This is a genomic window from Marinobacter azerbaijanicus (assembly GCF_030250645.1).
Lineage (GTDB): Bacteria > Pseudomonadota > Gammaproteobacteria > Pseudomonadales > Oleiphilaceae > Marinobacter > Marinobacter azerbaijanicus.
On the sequence record NZ_JASSVS010000003.1, the window covers coordinates 465,926 to 481,764 of the forward strand.

General features: G+C 57.8%; 11 protein-coding genes. 7 read left to right on the forward strand and 4 right to left on the reverse strand.

Going from position 1 to position 15,839, the window contains the following annotated elements; genetic code table 11:
- Nucleotides 1–8 precede the first annotated feature (8 nt).
- The 3 genes from QPM17_RS08555 to QPM17_RS08565 are packed head-to-tail and all read left to right on the forward strand — an operon-like array spanning nt 9 to nt 3,990.
- Nucleotides 9–1,823, forward strand: a complete 1,815-nt coding sequence (locus QPM17_RS08555) for an SLC13 family permease (RefSeq protein WP_285390233.1) — start codon at nt 9–11, stop codon at nt 1,821–1,823.
- A 55-nt stretch (nt 1,824–1,878) separates the two neighbouring features.
- Nucleotides 1,879–3,222: a selenoneine synthase SenA gene (gene senA / locus QPM17_RS08560; protein WP_285390234.1), complete on the forward strand. Its 1,344-nt coding sequence runs from the start codon at nt 1,879–1,881 to the stop codon at nt 3,220–3,222.
- Between the two features lie 24 nt (nt 3,223–3,246).
- Nucleotides 3,247–3,990 (forward strand): putative 4-mercaptohistidine N1-methyltransferase, encoded by a 744-nt coding sequence (locus tag QPM17_RS08565; protein WP_285390235.1) that lies wholly within the window; start codon nt 3,247–3,249, stop codon nt 3,988–3,990.
- Between the two features lie 29 nt (nt 3,991–4,019).
- Here the strand turns inward: QPM17_RS08565 and QPM17_RS08570 are convergent, their stop codons facing one another.
- The 4 genes from QPM17_RS08570 to QPM17_RS08585 form a co-directional block, all read right to left on the reverse strand.
- Nucleotides 4,020–4,628, reverse strand: a complete 609-nt coding sequence (locus QPM17_RS08570; RefSeq protein WP_285390236.1) for a methyltransferase domain-containing protein — start codon at nt 4,626–4,628, stop codon at nt 4,020–4,022.
- Between the two features lie 32 nt (nt 4,629–4,660).
- Nucleotides 4,661–6,223 carry a cation:proton antiporter family protein gene (locus tag QPM17_RS08575; RefSeq protein WP_285390237.1) on the reverse strand — a complete coding sequence of 521 codons (1,563 nt, stop codon included), beginning with the start codon at nt 6,221–6,223 and terminating at the stop codon, nt 4,661–4,663.
- 38 nt (nt 6,224–6,261) lie between these two features.
- Nucleotides 6,262–7,197 carry an alpha/beta fold hydrolase gene (locus tag QPM17_RS08580; RefSeq protein WP_285390238.1) on the reverse strand — a complete coding sequence of 312 codons (936 nt, stop codon included), beginning with the start codon at nt 7,195–7,197 and terminating at the stop codon, nt 6,262–6,264.
- Nucleotides 7,198–7,340: 143 nt separating this feature from the next.
- The gene (locus tag QPM17_RS08585) at nt 7,341–9,530 is read right to left on the reverse strand and encodes a TonB-dependent receptor family protein (RefSeq protein ID WP_285390239.1); all 2,190 of its coding nucleotides are present in this window, start codon (nt 9,528–9,530) and stop codon (nt 7,341–7,343) included.
- A 180-nt stretch (nt 9,531–9,710) separates the two neighbouring features.
- Here QPM17_RS08585 and QPM17_RS08590 point away from each other — a divergent pair, with 180 nt between their 5' ends.
- From QPM17_RS08590 to QPM17_RS08605, 4 genes are all read left to right on the forward strand, one after another.
- Entirely contained in the window at nt 9,711–11,414 is a 1,704-nt protein-coding gene (locus QPM17_RS08590; protein WP_285390240.1) for a sensor histidine kinase, read from the forward strand.
- A 28-nt stretch (nt 11,415–11,442) separates the two neighbouring features.
- Nucleotides 11,443–12,807, forward strand: a complete 1,365-nt coding sequence (locus QPM17_RS08595) for a sigma-54-dependent transcriptional regulator (RefSeq protein ID WP_285390241.1) — start codon at nt 11,443–11,445, stop codon at nt 12,805–12,807.
- Nucleotides 12,808–13,020: 213 nt separating this feature from the next.
- Nucleotides 13,021–14,391: an ABC transporter substrate-binding protein gene (locus tag QPM17_RS08600; protein ID WP_285390242.1), complete on the forward strand. Its 1,371-nt coding sequence runs from the start codon at nt 13,021–13,023 to the stop codon at nt 14,389–14,391.
- An 87-nt stretch (nt 14,392–14,478) separates the two neighbouring features.
- Nucleotides 14,479–15,798 carry an ABC transporter substrate-binding protein gene (locus tag QPM17_RS08605; RefSeq protein WP_285390243.1) on the forward strand — a complete coding sequence of 440 codons (1,320 nt, stop codon included), beginning with the start codon at nt 14,479–14,481 and terminating at the stop codon, nt 15,796–15,798.
- The last annotated feature ends 41 nt before the right edge of the window (nt 15,799–15,839 follow it).

Here is a 15,839-nt window from a genome sequence, read left to right on the forward strand (position 1 = left end):
AACCGCAGTTGACCACCGAACAGGGAGTTGTTTTTGCCGTACTGGCGGCCACACTGGCACTGTTTGCCTGGAACAGGCTACGGTTCGATGTGGTTGCCATGCTGGCATTGCTCGCCATTGCCATCGCCGGGCTGCTCCCCCCTGAGCAACTATTTGCAGGGTTCGGGCACCCGGCCGTGGTTACGGTGGCGGCGGTTCTTGTGGTCAGCCAGGGCCTGGTGAACGGTGGCGTTGTGGACAATATCGCCCAGTTCCTGGGCAGGGTGGGGCATCGACCGACATTGCAGATTCTCACCCTCACTGGTGTAGTCGCCCTGTGTTCAGGATTCATCAACAATGTGGGCGCACTGGCCCTGTTGATGCCGGTAGCGGTGTGGATGTCCCGGGAGGCGGGGCGGTCGCCGTCACTGCTGCTGATGCCGCTGGCTTTCGGTTCGCTTCTTGGTGGCACCATGACACTGATAGGCACGCCTCCCAACATTATCATTGCCAGTTATCGGGAAGGTCCCGGCTCATTCGGGTTGTTCGATTTTGCGCCCGTCGGTGCGGCCATCACCATCGCCGGCATTGCTTTTATCGCGCTGGTGGGATGGCGTCTGACACCGCAGCGGGGCGATGAAAGCGGAGATGATGAAAAACTCTTCAGTGTTGGCGACTATCTGACGGAACTGAAGATTCCTGAAGGTTCGTCCTTCGCCGGCTCCACCCTTCATCACCTGCTTTCTGAGAGCGGGGAAGACAAAGACGTGGTAGTGCTGGCACTGATCCGTGACGATAAACGTCAATTGGCACCCTCGACTTATAAGGTACTGAAGGAAAATGACCTGTTGCTGGTGGAGTCGGATACCGAAAGCCTGCAGGCGTTCCTGGATAATACCGGCCTGGAGCTGGGTGGCCGGGAAGATGATGAGTCGGATGCCAGTGAGGGAGAAAAGCAGGCTGAATACCGTAAAAAGGAGCTCAAGGAAGGTGATGTTCAGCTGACAGAAGCTGTGATCACACCTGAGTCTTCCCTGATAGGACAAACCGCGAACCGGCTCAATCTCCGGGAGCGGCACGGCATCAACATTGTCGCCGTGGCCCGACAGGGACAACGGCTCAAGCGGCGGCTGGGCGATATCCGTTTCAACGCCGGCGATATTCTGCTGGTTCAGGGTGTGGAGGATACTCTTACCAGCACGCTTTCCAGCCTCGGCTGCCTGCCGCTTGCAGAGCGAGGTCTCCGCCTCGGGTCACCCCGAAAAACCGTGCTGGCCGGTGGTATTTTTATCGCCACTATCGTCGCCATTGTCAGCGGCTGGCTGTCAGCGCCGGTCGCACTGGTTGCTGGCGCCGTTGCTATGGTTCTGACGAAACTGATTGATGCACCCGGAGCCTACAAGGCCATCGACTGGTCGGTGATTGTATTACTGGCGGCCATGATACCGGTGGGACAGGCACTGGAAACGACCGGTGGCGCCGAGCTGATCGCCGGCAGTATGCTCGCGGTCGGTGGCGGGCTCGCCCCGGCGGCTGTTCTGGCCATGGTGCTGGTGGGTACCATGCTGTTGTCGAATGTAGTGAACAACGCAGCAGCTGCGATACTGGTTGCTCCCATTGCCCTGAGCCTCTCGGCGGAGCTCGGACTGGCGTCGGACGCCGTGCTGATGGCGGTTGCGGTGGGGGCATCCTGCGCTTTCTTGACGCCCATTGGACATCAGTCCAATGCTCTGGTGATGGAGCCCGGTGGCTACCAGTTCGGCGACTACTGGAAGCTGGGCCTGCCATTGTCGATTCTGGTGACTGTCGTCGCGGTACCCATGATTTTGTGGGTGTGGGCCTGAGTCGACCCGGTGTTAGTATCTGGAGTGAATGTCAGAGTATTGGGAGAAGACTAGCGTGGACAAGACAACTCTGTTGGCAGAACTGGAAACCGCCCGGCAACGAACCCGGGCACTGATCACCACGTTGCCGGAAGAGAAACTGGACGTGCCCTATCACCCCGGCGTTAACCCGCCGTTGTGGGAGATGGGACACGCTGCTTTCTTCTATGAAGTGTTTGTGTTCAATCTGCTTGATGGCATCCCCAGTTACAACCCGGCCATGGACGACCTCTGGGACTCATTCCATGTGGAGCACCGGGACCGTTGGTGCCGGGACCTGTTTCCCGGGCGCGACGAAACCCTGGCCTACTTTGACACCATCTACGACCGTGTGGCCGAGCGCATCCACAGCAAACCGCTTACGGATGAAGATCTGTACCTCTATCGCTACGCCATCTTCCACCAGAACATGCACATCGAATCCCTTATCTGGTGCCGCCAAACCGTGGGTTATCCGCCAGCGCCGGATTACACAGGTGAACGGCGAGCCCCCGGTGAACCGATAGACGGTGACGCCGTGATCCCGGCCGGGCGCTGGCTGATCGGTATGCCTGGTGAGTCCGAAGATTACGCCACCTCCGATTTTGCGTTCGACAACGAGAAGCCGCGGTTCGAAGTCGAACTGGACTCGTTCGCCATTTCCCGTGTCCCGGTGACCAACCGGGAGTTTATGGCGTTTGTGGACGATGGCGGTTACCGGCGCCCGGAACTCTGGTCCTTTGGGGGTCGTAAATGGTTACAGACTGAGAGGGACGTATCGCTGGTTCACGGCAACTCTGAACCTGTTCTGCATACTCCGAAGCACCCACTTTACTGGCGCTGGCACGATAACCATTGGCAGGAACGGTTTTTCGATCAATGGCTGACACCGGATCCTGATGCCCCGGTCTGCCATGTCACCTATTGGGAAGCGGAAGCGTGGTGCAACTGGGCGGGTCGACGACTGCCGACTGAATACGAGTGGGAAGTGGCGGCCCTGGGCAACAGGGCGGGCGAGCCCTTCCAGCGTTTCCCGTGGGGCAACGACCCGGTGAACCCGGAAAATGCCGATATGGGTGGACGGGCAATGGCCCGAAACCCGGTCAGGGATTTTCCCGCCGGTGACAGCCCGTTTGGCTGCCGACAGATGATCGGCGGTGTGTGGGAGTGGACAAACAGCCAGTTTTTCCCCTATGACGGCTTCTGCATTGACGTGTACCCATTCATGTCGACGCTGCAGTTCGGTGATCACAAGGTCACTCGCGGTGGCAGCTGCGCCACGTCGCCAAACCTCATCCGTGGGACCTATCGCCAGGCGTACCTGGCCCAGAGAAACGACGTCTATACCGGGTTCCGCACCTGCGCGCTCCCGCAAACCTGACTGGATAACCGCTGAGGATCAGCCATGAATGTGTACGAAACCGACGAACTGCTGAGCCAGTATCTGGGCTTCCATTTCGGGGACAGCTACTTCGGCGTGGGCAATTATCCGGCCCGTTGCGCAGGCATCTGCCAGGAACTGATGGCCGGCCGGGACAAACGCAAGGCTCTGGACCTGGGGTGTGCCGTCGGCCGCACGGCCTTCGAGCTCGGCAGGGTGTTCGAACAGGTAACAGGGGTGGATCTGTCCAAAAGTTTTGTGGATGCGGCACACAGCCTCCGGCAGGACGGAGAAATCGATTACTTTCGCCGGGATGAAGGTGAGCTGGGAACCCGGGTCACCGTAAGCCTCGAACATCTTGGCCTGGCGAGAGCGGCCGAGCGGGTATCCTTTTCCACAGGTGACGCCTGTCAACTAGGGGAGCAACACCGGGATTACGACCTGATTTTTGCTGGCAATCTGATTGACCGCCTTCAGGATCCGGGCGCATTTCTGGGTGATATTCACAAGCGCCTGGCCGAGGGGGGCACATTGGTGATCAGCTCGCCCTATACCCTGATGGAGGAGTTTACACCCAGGGCCAACTGGATTGGCGGGTTTGAGCGTAACGGCCAGCCGCGCACGGTTCTGGATGGCATGCGTGAGGTCCTGTCCAGTCACTTTGAAGAAGTCCAGCCACCCCAGGACGTGCCCTTTGTAATCCGGGAAACCCGTCGCAAGTTTCAGCATACAATTGCTGAGCTCAGTGCCTGGCGCCGGGTACGCTGACATTCGCTAGTAAGAAGGCGGAATACCGGTCAGTCTCTGCGGGTAAAGAAGGCTGTCTGGGTGGGGTGGCCAACATCGGGGACAAATTCTCCGATGCCGCCAAAACGCACATCGTAGCCGTTTCGGTCAGCCACACCCCGGGCCCAGCGCTGGAACTTGATTCGATCCCACTCGAACTTGTGGTCCTCCTCGCGGAACTCTCCGGGTGCAAGGTCGAACAGCGGATTGTATTCCCGGTTGGGTGTGGTCATAAACAGGCTGCCTGGCCGGTACTCACCGAACACGGTCCGTTCAACCCGGGAAAGCTGCTCTGGATGAACATGCTCAATGGTTTCCACCATGGCGGCAGCCTCATAGCCCACGAGGTCCGGATTGCTTTCGGCATAGGACCCCCGAATCAGGCGGATTCTGTCGGGCGTTTCGTTCAGATAGTTTGCCAGGACGGACCGGGCCTGGCGCAGGGAAACGCCAGAGTCTTCCAGCCCGGTAACACGCTCGAACTGGCCATCTGCCAACAGCCGGTAAAGCAGGGAGCCTGACCCACACCCCAGGTCGAGCACGCGCCTGGCTCCGGTCGCCTTTATGGTGCGGAACACAAAATCCAGACGCTCCTCATGCAGGGAGGTCATCTGGGTCATGGTGTTTTCTTCAGAACCCCTAGGCTCGTACATCAGGACATCACTGGCTTGATTGATCTGGTACGGTGTAACACCTGGCTCGCCAGCGCAACACCGGTTTCGCTCATGGTCAGGTAAGCCTCATCCGCGCCAGCTTCCCGAATCTGCTTGGCTTCATCGGCGTACAGAGTATGGGCCACAATAAAGCCAGTGAAGCCCTTTTTTCGGAGATTTCTGGCGGCAATCAGCTTGCCCTCGATATCACCCATGGCCAGTATGACGGATTCAACAGCTGGCATATACAGACCTTGCCAGAAGGATGTGTCTTCCCCATCCGCAAACACCACATTCCGCCCCTCCCTTTCATGAGTGCGCGCCTTTGCCGGGTCCGAGTCCAGGCCGATAATCAGGGGCTCATCTTTTATCAGTTGATCATAGGCAGCCGTGCCGGTTCGTCCCATGCCCATAATCATGATCTTGGTACTGCCCAGCGATATTGGCTGCTCATCCGGGTGACGGCGCTGGCTTTCAAACCGTGTGAGGCGGGATCCAACGCGCTCATAGATGGTATGTGAAAGCCGGTTAAGAGGGGCAGAAACCACAAAGGACGCTGCCACAGTAATAGCCAGTGGAACCAGCCACTGCGGCAATGCAACGCTGGCCACAATAAGCCCGAACTCACTGTAATTGGTAAGCGACAGCGCACTCAGGAAGCTGCTGCGGGCCCGTAAACGGAAGGCCAGCAGCACAAAGAAGAACAGGGCCCCCTTGAGAGACATAACCAGGATAGCAACGGCTGCAAAGATGAGCGCTCCTTGGTCCGGCAACCCGCCTATGCCGATCTGCAGGAAGAAGCCCACCAGGAACATTTCTTTTACGCTCCAGAGAGACTTTGCCAGCTCCTGGGAGCGGGGATGGTTGGCCAGCATGGCGCCAAATATAAGAGCCCCAAGTTCCGAGCTGAGCCCGACGGCTTCAAATCCCAGACCGCCGAGTACCAGCGCCAGGAGAAGCCCCAGAAGCACCAGAAGCTCATCGTGACCACTGGCATCAAGAAGTCTGAATAGCAGAGGTCTCAGCAACGGCAGGCCGAAAACGATCAGCGCCCACTGTGAGGGAGTCTGGCCAGCCGCAATGCTCATCACGACCAGCGCAATGAGATCCTGCATGATCAGGATGCCAATGGCGACACGGCCGTGAAACGCTCTCAGTTCCCGCTTGGTTTCCAGTACCTTGGCCGCCAGTACGGTGCTGGAGAATGAAAGGGCAATCGCGAGAAGAAACGCGGTCTGCCAATCCAGCTCCATCAGCATATGGAGCCCGGGCGTGAAGACCGCACAGGTGATACCGAAATGCAGCAGGCTCCCACCAATGACTTCCGGGCTGACAATGGAGCGGAGCTTCAGTTTCAGGCCCACGGTAAAAAGAAGCAGCAGAACGCCCAGATGGGCGATGTGGGCAAGGACATCGGTCGCTTCAATGGCAATGTTGGTGGCGGCCGCGATACCACTTAGAACGAATCCGGCGGCAAGGTAGCCCACTAGGGGAGGCAGGCCGACAGCCTTCATCAGCAGGCCCAGGACAAAGGCAAAAGAAATCCAGATGGCTTCAGGCATGGTTTACTTCACGGTTTGGAAACAAGGCTACGGCAAGGCTACCTCGTTTCTGCCAGAAACTCACGAAACAACTCTGCGGATTCCTCTGGCACTTCTACCATCGGAGCATGGCCCACCCCGTCCAGCAGAACCTTGCGGGCCCTGGGAATCTGCTCAACGAACACGTCGGCATTACGGTAATTGATAACCCGGTCTTCCTTGCCCCAGACAACCAGTACTGGCGCTTTGATACGGGTAATAGTCTCGCGGAAATCCGGTTCGTACCCGGAGTCCCGGATAGCTGCAAAGATCACCTCGTTGACTTCCCGGTTGGCGATGGCCTTTTCTTCCATCACGTCATAGATGGGCCAGGGTACAAAAGGTTTTTTCTCCAGGGCAAAGTCAATCAGGCGCTTGAAATCCCCCTCCTTAGAGGGAATCAGGGGGTTATCGCCACCCATTACCAGCTCCACCAGTTCGCTGTCGTATTCAAAGATGCCGGCGGGGTCGAACAGCACGGCGGAACGAACCTGTTCCGGGTAGGTGGCCGCGTAAAGTGCGGTAATCGCGCCGCCCATGGAATTTCCCATCATGTGGGCTTCATCAATATCAAGGGTTGCAAGGATTTTCGATACGTGTCCCACCTGGTCCTCAAACCGGTACCCCAGATCCAGCGTCTTGCTGCTGTCGCCGTGGCCAGGGAGGTCAATGGCGTAGACGTTGAACTCGTCGGTCAGTTCCCGCGCCAGTCGGGTCCAGTTATCCTTGTTGGCCCCGAACCCGTGGATGAGCACGATGGTTTCACCGTCCACGGGATTGATGTTGCTCAGGTACGCAATGGTCATGTTATCTACCTGAACAGTAGACGCCTCAAGTCCGGCGCCGGAGCGCTCCCAGTCTATCGCGTTATCGTAGAGGGTATGACGGGAGCAGGCACTGACAAGCAGTGTGCTGACTAGCAATGCGATGATGGGAAAGATGGGGCTGGCTTTCATTCAGGTCATGCTCCTTGCGGAAGGGTTTCAAACGTCCGTTTACGGAAGCGCTTACACTACCCCAAAAAAAGACCCGGTCAAGAACCGGGTCGAAGGAATGCCGAGTTAACCTGTCCGACGACGGGAGTTGTCCCTTTCAGACATCAGAAGTCGACGCTGATACCCACGTAAGCCGTGCGGGGCAGGTTGGGGCGGGCGCCATGGGGGCTGCGGGAAACGATTTCCTGGTCATCAAGAACGTTGTCCACCTTGGCATAAACACGGGTAGACGGATTCAGGGCGTAGCTGCCGGACAGGTCCACCACTGTGTAGTCGTCGGTTTTGCGGAAGGTGTTGTCAGTGCCGGAGCGGTCGCAGGTATTATCGGTGCAGGTTTCATCAACATACGAGACATTCACATAGGCATCCCAGAGTTCACCGTCCCGCAGGCCTGCACGCACAGCTGCAACATTTTCTGGCAGGTCAGCCAGGTTGTCTCCCTTCAGAACGCTGCCATCATCGCTGTCTTTGGTAACTTCGGCGTCGGTGTAGGTCCAGGTGGCCTGTACTGGAGCAGTCAGGCCGTTGGACAGTGTGAACTCATAGGAGGCCAGCAGTTCAAGGCCCTGGATCTCCGATTCGCCTTCACTGACTGTTCCGGAGTCGATGGAACCGGTGCCCACGCTGCAGGGGTTGGCGATGGAGCAGTTTCTTACGGTGTTCTCGTAGTCGCTGTAGAATGCGATGGCTTCGGCACGCAGCGCGCCGTCGTTATACCGGGCCCCGGCCTCGAAGTTGGTGCTCAGTTCCGGCTCCACATTGGTGCCGCCTGAGCCGGCAGGAGCCATGCCGCGGTGTACGCCACCGATCAGTGTAACCGTCGGGGTCAGGCGATAGGTTGCGCCGAGGCCGGGCAGAACTTCGCTTGTGTCGTTGCTGGCGGTTTCGGTTTCACTGGCGGAAGTTCGTTCTGGTGTGCTCCATCGAGTCTGGGAAGTTTCGATATCCTCGTAGCGCAGCAGTGCGGTGATGGTAAGATCCGGGTTAATGGCGATCCTGTCTGCCACGAACAGGTTAAGGGCTTCGGCCTCGTCAATACGGTTGTCACCGCCGGTGGGCGCAATCTGCTCGATGAACTCAAAGGCCGGGCGGCCATTGTTGATGACCTGTTCATAGCGATCCTTGGGCTGGAAGCGGTCCGCTTCGTCCTCGTGCACCCGGGCGCCAACGGTAATGTTGTGGCGCACGCCCGCCAGTGTAAGGCCATAGTCGACTTTCACTTCGATACCCTGGGACAGGTATTCCCGTGCACCATTGGTCAGCGTGAAGGGACCAACCGGTTCGGTACCCTGAAGCTGGTTGTAGGCGGTCTGGTCGCCGTTGTTGGCCGCTTCGATCAGGCTGTTGAAGTTGCCCTTGAACCAGTTGCGCTTGAACTCGTTGCGGTAGAGCGTGGTGGTCAGTGACAGGTCTTCAGTCAGTTCCACCAGATGCCTGGCAGAGTAGCCCTTGTGGCGGTTGTCCATGTTATCGAGCCGTGACAGGAAATAACGCTTGTTCGGGTCACGTCTGAAGTCGTCGTCGGTCAGACCAAGGTAGGTTTCGTTGCTCAATTCCTCGCTGTACTGGAACTTCAGGTCAAGCTGATGATAAACGTCAGCGGAAGCATCGGAGTTGAAGCGTGCCTTGGCGACGTAATCCTCTTTTTCGAAACCGGTATCACGGCTGGATTGCTGCAATTCCTTGAAGCCGTTGGTTTCTTCCTGGAAGGTTTCAATGAGAAAAGCGGCATTATCAGTACTGTTGCCGAACCAGCTGTGAATGCGCTTGCCTGCGTTCTCCGAGACCTCTGCCGTTACATGGCCGGCTTCAGACGCAGGGATCGGTGTCGACCGCAGGTTTATCGCCCCGCCCACTGTGTACGGGCCGTAACGCAACAGGTCCGGCCCCTTCAGAACCTCTATGCCGTTCATTCTGCCGAACGTTGGTGAGTAGTACGCTGCCGGCGCGGAATAGGGCGCCGGCGCAATCATCACGCTGTCCTCCATCAGGGTAATCTTGGACGAGCGACCGGAACCGGAACCGCGAATACCAATGTTCGGGCGCAGACCGTAGCCATCTTCCTCTCTGAGATAAACGCCTGGAACCTCACGTACGGCCTTGTGAATATCCGTGTACTTCATGGTTTCCAGATCGTCGCTGGAAACCACGTGAGCGGAACCCGGCAGGGCGGATGCGGAGGCATCATCGCCGATGATGACGAGTTCGTTCAGGGTCTGTTCCTGGGCCATGGTAGGTGCCGAGGCGGAAAGGACCGCCAGGGCAAGCAGGTTTCGGGAAAATGGTGTCGGCATATTGCTCTCCTGTTACAGCGTGTGTAGATGAGGAGGGCAACTATACAAACGATAATCATTAACAACAAGCAAAAATTATCATTTATATTCAGATATTGAAGGCGGTATGAGTGTTTGTGAAATCCATCAAAGCATCTATTCTGGTTACCGTTTGCCGATAACAATCATCATGAGGTTGTCATGAAACCCAGGTTCAGTCTGGTTGGCCGTTATTCGTTCATTTCCCTGACCCTGATGATTGGTTCTGTCGCGGTGCTCAGTGCGCTGTATACGGCAGTGTCGGATTCGGTTAACGAACGGCTCGCTGGCGAGCGTCTTGAGGCACAGGTTGCCGGTAACGCTAACCGGCTAACCAATTTCATCGAAAATCGGGTTTATCAGTTGGAAACACTGTCTACCCACCCATCCATGCCACTGTATCTGGCCTACGGCGACGGGGTTCCTGAAGGAGTCAGGGAACTGGTGCGGGTAGAGGCTGACTCACCAGATCTTTATGGCATCCTGTTTTTTGATAGTGGCAATAACTTGCTTGAAGTGGTTCCGGGCCAGGCTGCTTCCGGAAGCCCATACTGGAACCGTGAAGGCTGGTCGCTGGCGGGGTTGCCCGTTGTGGATTTCGGCATCAGCGAGATTATCGGGCCGCAGCTGCCGGATACCGGCGGCCCGGCCTGGCTGCTCATACGCCAGCCGCTACGGACCGGGGCAGAGCAGGCAGTGCAGGGCTCGATTGCCCTGCATGTGCGGCTGGCATCGCTGACCGAACTGATGCGTACAGAAAATCTGGCCGCGGTGTTGAGGCCGTTCCTGCGTACGCCCACCGGCGAACTGCTGGATGCCACGGGTAACCTTCAGGCAACGGTGCCCAAAGACCTGCGTACCGGTCCGGAAGTGTTACCCGGGTGGCGCATTGACTATGTGGTTTCCGCGGGCGAGATCCTGAGTCCGTTGCGTAACGCCCAGTTGGGGCTATACGCCCTGGCCGGGGTATTGGCCCTGGGAACGGTGCTGCTGTTCTGGGCCCTTGCCAGAAGCCTGCGCCGTCGGGTCGCCCGGTTGACGGAGGGGGCCGAAGCCTTTGCCTCGGGCGACCTGCACTTTCGTTTGCAGGCTCCCAAAAATGACAAGGACGAAATCGACGTTCTGGCACACGCCTTCAACGCAATGGCAGACCGCTTACAGGACATGATCCAACGCACCGTCCAGGCGGAGAAAATGGCTGTGCTCGGGGAGTTTGCCACGGGTGTAGCCCATGAGGTGCGTAATCCGTTGGCCACCATCAAGTTGACGGTTCAGGCTCTGGAGAAGCGCGAGCCAGACAAGCAGCGCAGGGATTTGCTGGTTTCAGTCGAGGATGAAATTGATCGCCTTAATCGTGTCGTCGGAGACCTGCTGGATTATGGCCGGCCGGTGCCAGGGGAGGCCCAGCAGGTGGAGATCCGCAAAATTTTCCACCATGCCTCGGTACTTACCTCCGGGCTGGCGGACAGTCGCCAGGTGACAGTCAGTGCCACAGGCGATTCAAGCTTTACGATTCATGCCAGTCCGGACCAGATCATTCAATGCCTCGTTAATCTAGTGGCCAATGCGGTTCACGCCTGTAAGCCGGGAGGGATGGTGCACCTCAGAGCCTATCGCAATGGTCATCGTCTGACGGTGGAGGTCACCGATAACGGTTGCGGTATGTCCCCGGAAACTCTCAGGCGTGTAACCGAGCCGTTTTTTACTACCCGTTCCGACGGTACAGGGCTTGGCCTGAGCATTACTCGTCAGCTTATCGAGATCAATGAAGGGGAAATGGATATTCGCAGCCTGCCGGGGCAGGGAACAACGGTGTTTGTAACCCTGCCTGCCGCCAAGAGTGGTAACCTGACAACAGTCCGTTAAAAGAGACAGACCAATAAAAAGAGAGAACGTGAAAACCATTATGCGCCTGAACATCCTGATCGTTGATGACGAAAAGAGTTTTGTGAGGTCTTTGACCTTCGCACTGCAAGAAGCCGGGTACAGTACCAATTGTGCTCATACCGGCGAGGAAGCGTTGGCCATCCTCGAAGGGGGTCTCCCCGACCTGATGCTGCTGGATTTGCGGCTGCCAGGAAAGAGTGGCATGGAAATTCTGGACGAAACGGTCTGCCTGTACCCGGATGTGCCGGTGGTGATGATTTCGGCCCATGGGGATACCCGGGCAGCTGTCCAGGCAGTGAAAACCGGGGCTACGGATTACCTGACCAAACCATTTGCCCTGGATGAGTTGCTGCACCTGGTTGACTCGGTCACTGAGCGCACCCGTATGCGTGATGAGCTGGCCTACCATCGCAGCCGGGCTGCCTCGTCTTCCGGCCTGATGGGCGATAGTGACGCCATGCAGCAGCTCTGGCAGAAGGTGCAACGGGTATCGGCCAGCAGCGCTGGCCGGATTCTTTTGCTGGGTGAATCAGGAACCGGTAAAGCTCTTGTGGCGAAGGCCATTCACGAACACAGCCCGCGGGCCTCCGAAGCTTTTGTCGAAATTAACTGCGCGGCCCTGCCAGAGCAGCTCATTGAGGCAGAACTCTTCGGCGCGGAAAAAGGGGCGTACACAGGCGCCCACCAGAAGCGGGCCGGTCTTGTGGCTCTGGCGCATAACGGCACTTTGTTCCTGGATGAGATCGGGGAGCTACCGCTCTCTCTGCAGGCCAAGTTCCTGCATTTCCTTGAAAACGGTGACTACCGCCCTGTGGGCGGCGGCGCCAGCGCAACGTCAGATGTCCGGGTGATTGCGGCGACCAATCGATCGCTGGAAGCGGAGGTCCGTAACGGGCACTTCCGCGAGGACCTGTATTTCCGGTTGAACGTTATCGAGCTTACCATTCCGCCATTGAGGGACCGGGAGGACGATGTTTGTAAACTGCTGGAAATGTTCATCGAATCCCAGGCCCGGGAAGAGGGGTGCCGACCTATCACCATGCTGCCTGAAACGCTGGCCCGCCTGAGCGCCTACAACTGGCCAGGTAACGTACGGGAGCTGCGAAATCTGGTAGAGCGACTCACCATTCTCTATCCGGGGCAGTTGATTCGCCCCCATCAATTGCCCGGTGAATTTCTGGCCGCCAGCACACCACCGGCCGATCAGCATCACGCCAGTGCATCTTTTGATCAGCAGTTACAGCAGACCGAGCGTCAGCTGTTGCTGGGTGCCCTTGAGAAAAACGGCGGCCGCAAAGGAAAAGCCGCTGAACACCTGGGGTTGTCCCGGCACGCATTCAAGCGTCGTTTGCAGAAGCTGGGCATGGATTGATGAGCGTTATCCGCTCATCCTTACTGTCAAAGATGAGCGGATATCGCTCATCTTTCCTGTTTTTACCGCTCAATAGCGAAGTGGAAGGCCTTCCAGGCCAGACTCCGGCCCCGTTTTAGTGCATTGGCCTCACTCTTGCTACACACCCTTGTGAATGGTTTACAACAATAATCCAAAACCATACGCCGGATACGACCGGCTCGGGAGGCTGACTTGCCGGGACTGAACACCTGCCTGTACCAGACAGTACCGACTCTTTTGCACCGCTTCTGGTCTTGCCAGCGGCCATGGCAATTCTGGTTGGCAGCGATTGTGTTGCTGGCCAGTAGCGCCCTCCGTGCAGAAGCGCCGGCCCAGCCATCGACTCCACCGGTGGGCAGGGTAGAGCTTGGGGCGGAAGACAGCCATGCCGATGCCACCGTTGCCTGCATGTATCCGATGACCGGCCGTTCTGCCAGCTTTGGCCGGGACAGCATCGTTGCCATCCAGCTTGCTCTCGAAGAACTCTCTTCTGACCCCGATGCTCCGCGCCTGCGGGTGATTGTGGACGATTCCCGCTCCAAGGCATCGTTCGCGGTGCGGATGGCTGAAGACTTCATTCAGAACGACGATGCGAATATTCTCTGCGGCATGGTCAGCTCCGGCGTGGGGATGGCCGTCAGCCGCTTGGCGAAACAGCGCAAGATCATAATGGTGGGGACCGACCACGCGTCTTCACGAGCCTCCCTCGAGGAGGGGCATCGCTACTATTTCAGGGTGTCGAGTGACACCTGGTATTCACATGCAGCGGGCGCCCGTTACCTGGCAGAACTGCAGGAGAAAAACGGTTGGCAGAAACTCGCCTTTCTGGGGCCTGACTATGAGTACGGTCGGGTCGCGTGGCGCGATCTCAGACAAGCCCTGCATCAGAACGACATCCGCTACGAGGTAACCGGTACCTACTGGCCCAAACTGTATGAGCCGGACTATTCACTTTACATTCAGTCACTACTGGAGTCCCCGCCGGATGTACTGGTGGTTTCTCTCTGGGGCGGGGATTTCATTGCTTTTCTGGAGCAGGCCCGTACCACGCAATTGTTCAGCCGCATGCGTGTGGCCAATTTTGATGCTGGTGGAGATTACGAAACCCTGGTCAGCCTGAAGGATGATCCACCCGAAGGGCTCGTTCTGTCTGCACGTCACCACGTGAACTGGCCGGATACGGAACAGAACCGCCGGTTTGTTACCCGCTTTCACGAGTTATCCGGCCGTTACCCGAGCTATTCTGCCCAGGGGGCCTACGCTGGCATGTTGGCCATAGCCCGGGCGATCCGTATTGCCGGCGATGTGACCGATACCGACGCCATGATCGAGGCGCTGGAAGGGCTGGAAATACCCCTGCCTAAAGATCCCGAGGGCTACGTTTCCTACATCGATCCGGATACCCACCAGATAGTTCAGGCCCAGGCCATCGGAACGCCTGTGGCCAATGATCAATACCCTCCTGCCCGCGTCATGTTGGGCAACTGGGTTGTCTACGATGCTGAATCCCTGAAACCGTCCCCCGCTTTGGTGAAAAAGCGACGCGGTGAACCCGGTGGCTGACCGTGACTGGTCACTGCCCAAACGATAGAAGGCAACGCACAAGCACAACCTGAAGTACGACAGAAAACAACAATCAAGGAGAACAAAATGAAAAAATCCAATCAACGTCCCATCTGGCAGAAGACGCTTCTGGGCACCGCAACCTCCGTGGCCATGGCATCGGTCGGTGTCATGGGTATGGCAGCAACCGCCAGTGCCGAAGAATCCTTTAAAGTGGGTTTCGTGACCTTCCTCTCCGGTGGTGCCTCGGGACCGTTTGGTGTGCCTGCTGCCCAGGGAGCGGATATTGTCATCAAGGCGATCAACGAAGGCAGTCTGCCAGCGCCTTATAACACCAAAGGCGTTAATGGCCTGACGCTCGAATCCGTGGTTGTCGATGAAGCGGGTGGCCCGACCAAACAGGTTGAAGAGTACCGGAATCTGGTCCAGCGCCAGGACGTTAATGCAGTGATCGGCTATATCTCATCCGGCGACTGCCTGGCGATTGGCCCGGTGGCGGAAGAAATGAAGATGTTCACCATCGCTTTCGATTGCGGCACGTCACGCCTGTTCCAGGAGATTGAAGATCCCCAGTACATGTTCCGCACCGGCCTCGACGCGGTTGCGGACAATGTGGGCGCGGCACGGTACCTGGCCGAAACCCGCCCTGATGCCGTTCGGATTGCTGGTATCCAGCAGAACTACGCCTGGGGCCAGGATTCCTGGCAGGATTTCACCCTCGCCATGGAACAGCTGATGCCCGAAGCCGAAATCGTCAATAACCAGACGCCACAGCTCTTCCAGGGCAGCTACAGCACTGAGATTTCCGCACTCCAGACCCAGCGTCCGGATATTGTTCACTCTTCCATGTGGGGCGGCGATATGGAGTCTTTCACCGCCCAGGCAAACGTCCGTGGTCTGCTGTCGCAGGCAACCGCGATTCTGACCACCGGTGAATCCGGCCTGCACCGTTTTGACGGCCAGGCACCCAACGGCACCATTCTGGGTGGGCGCGGGCCCTTCGGTGGTTTCATGCCGGAAAATGACCTGAGCGAATGGTTTACCGAAGCCTATATCGCCGAGCATGGCACACCTCCAAGCTATCCTGCCTCCAAGGCGGCTCAGGCTGTCCTGGCCCTGAAATTCGCTGCTGATAACTCCGGCACCGATGGCGTGCCCAGTTCAGAGCAACTGGCAGAAGCGCTGAAAGGCGCCGAGTTCGAATCCGTTAGCGGCACCGTACGCATGGCCCTGGCTGGTGGCCACCAGGCCCTGCAGCCCATGTCGTATGGCGAATACCATTTTGAAGATGGCGAGGCTGAGCTGCGCAACGTCCGGTCTTACCCGGGTGAGTGCGTGTCTGCTCCGGATGGGTACAACGCCCAGCAATGGATCAAGGAAGGCTTCCCGGGAGTCGACTGTAACTGATCCATTGATCAACCGCCGTCGGCCGCGAGGCTGACGGCGGT

Excerpts from the sequence above, each read along its gene's own strand:
- QPM17_RS08605 (WP_285390243.1), top strand. The coding sequence starts at position 14,479 with ATGAAAAAATCCAATCAACGTCCCATCTGGCAGAAGACGCTTCTGGGC.
- QPM17_RS08590 (WP_285390240.1), top strand. The coding sequence starts at position 9,711 with ATGAAACCCAGGTTCAGTCTGGTTGGCCGTTATTCGTTCATTTCCCTG.
- QPM17_RS08570 (WP_285390236.1), bottom strand. The coding sequence starts at position 4,628 with ATGACCCAGATGACCTCCCTGCATGAGGAGCGTCTGGATTTTGTGTTC.
- QPM17_RS08575 (WP_285390237.1), bottom strand. The coding sequence starts at position 6,223 with ATGCCTGAAGCCATCTGGATTTCTTTTGCCTTTGTCCTGGGCCTGCTG.
- QPM17_RS08585 (WP_285390239.1), bottom strand. The coding sequence starts at position 9,530 with ATGCCGACACCATTTTCCCGAAACCTGCTTGCCCTGGCGGTCCTTTCC.
- QPM17_RS08580 (WP_285390238.1), bottom strand. The coding sequence starts at position 7,197 with ATGAAAGCCAGCCCCATCTTTCCCATCATCGCATTGCTAGTCAGCACA.
- QPM17_RS08565 (WP_285390235.1), top strand. The coding sequence starts at position 3,247 with ATGAATGTGTACGAAACCGACGAACTGCTGAGCCAGTATCTGGGCTTC.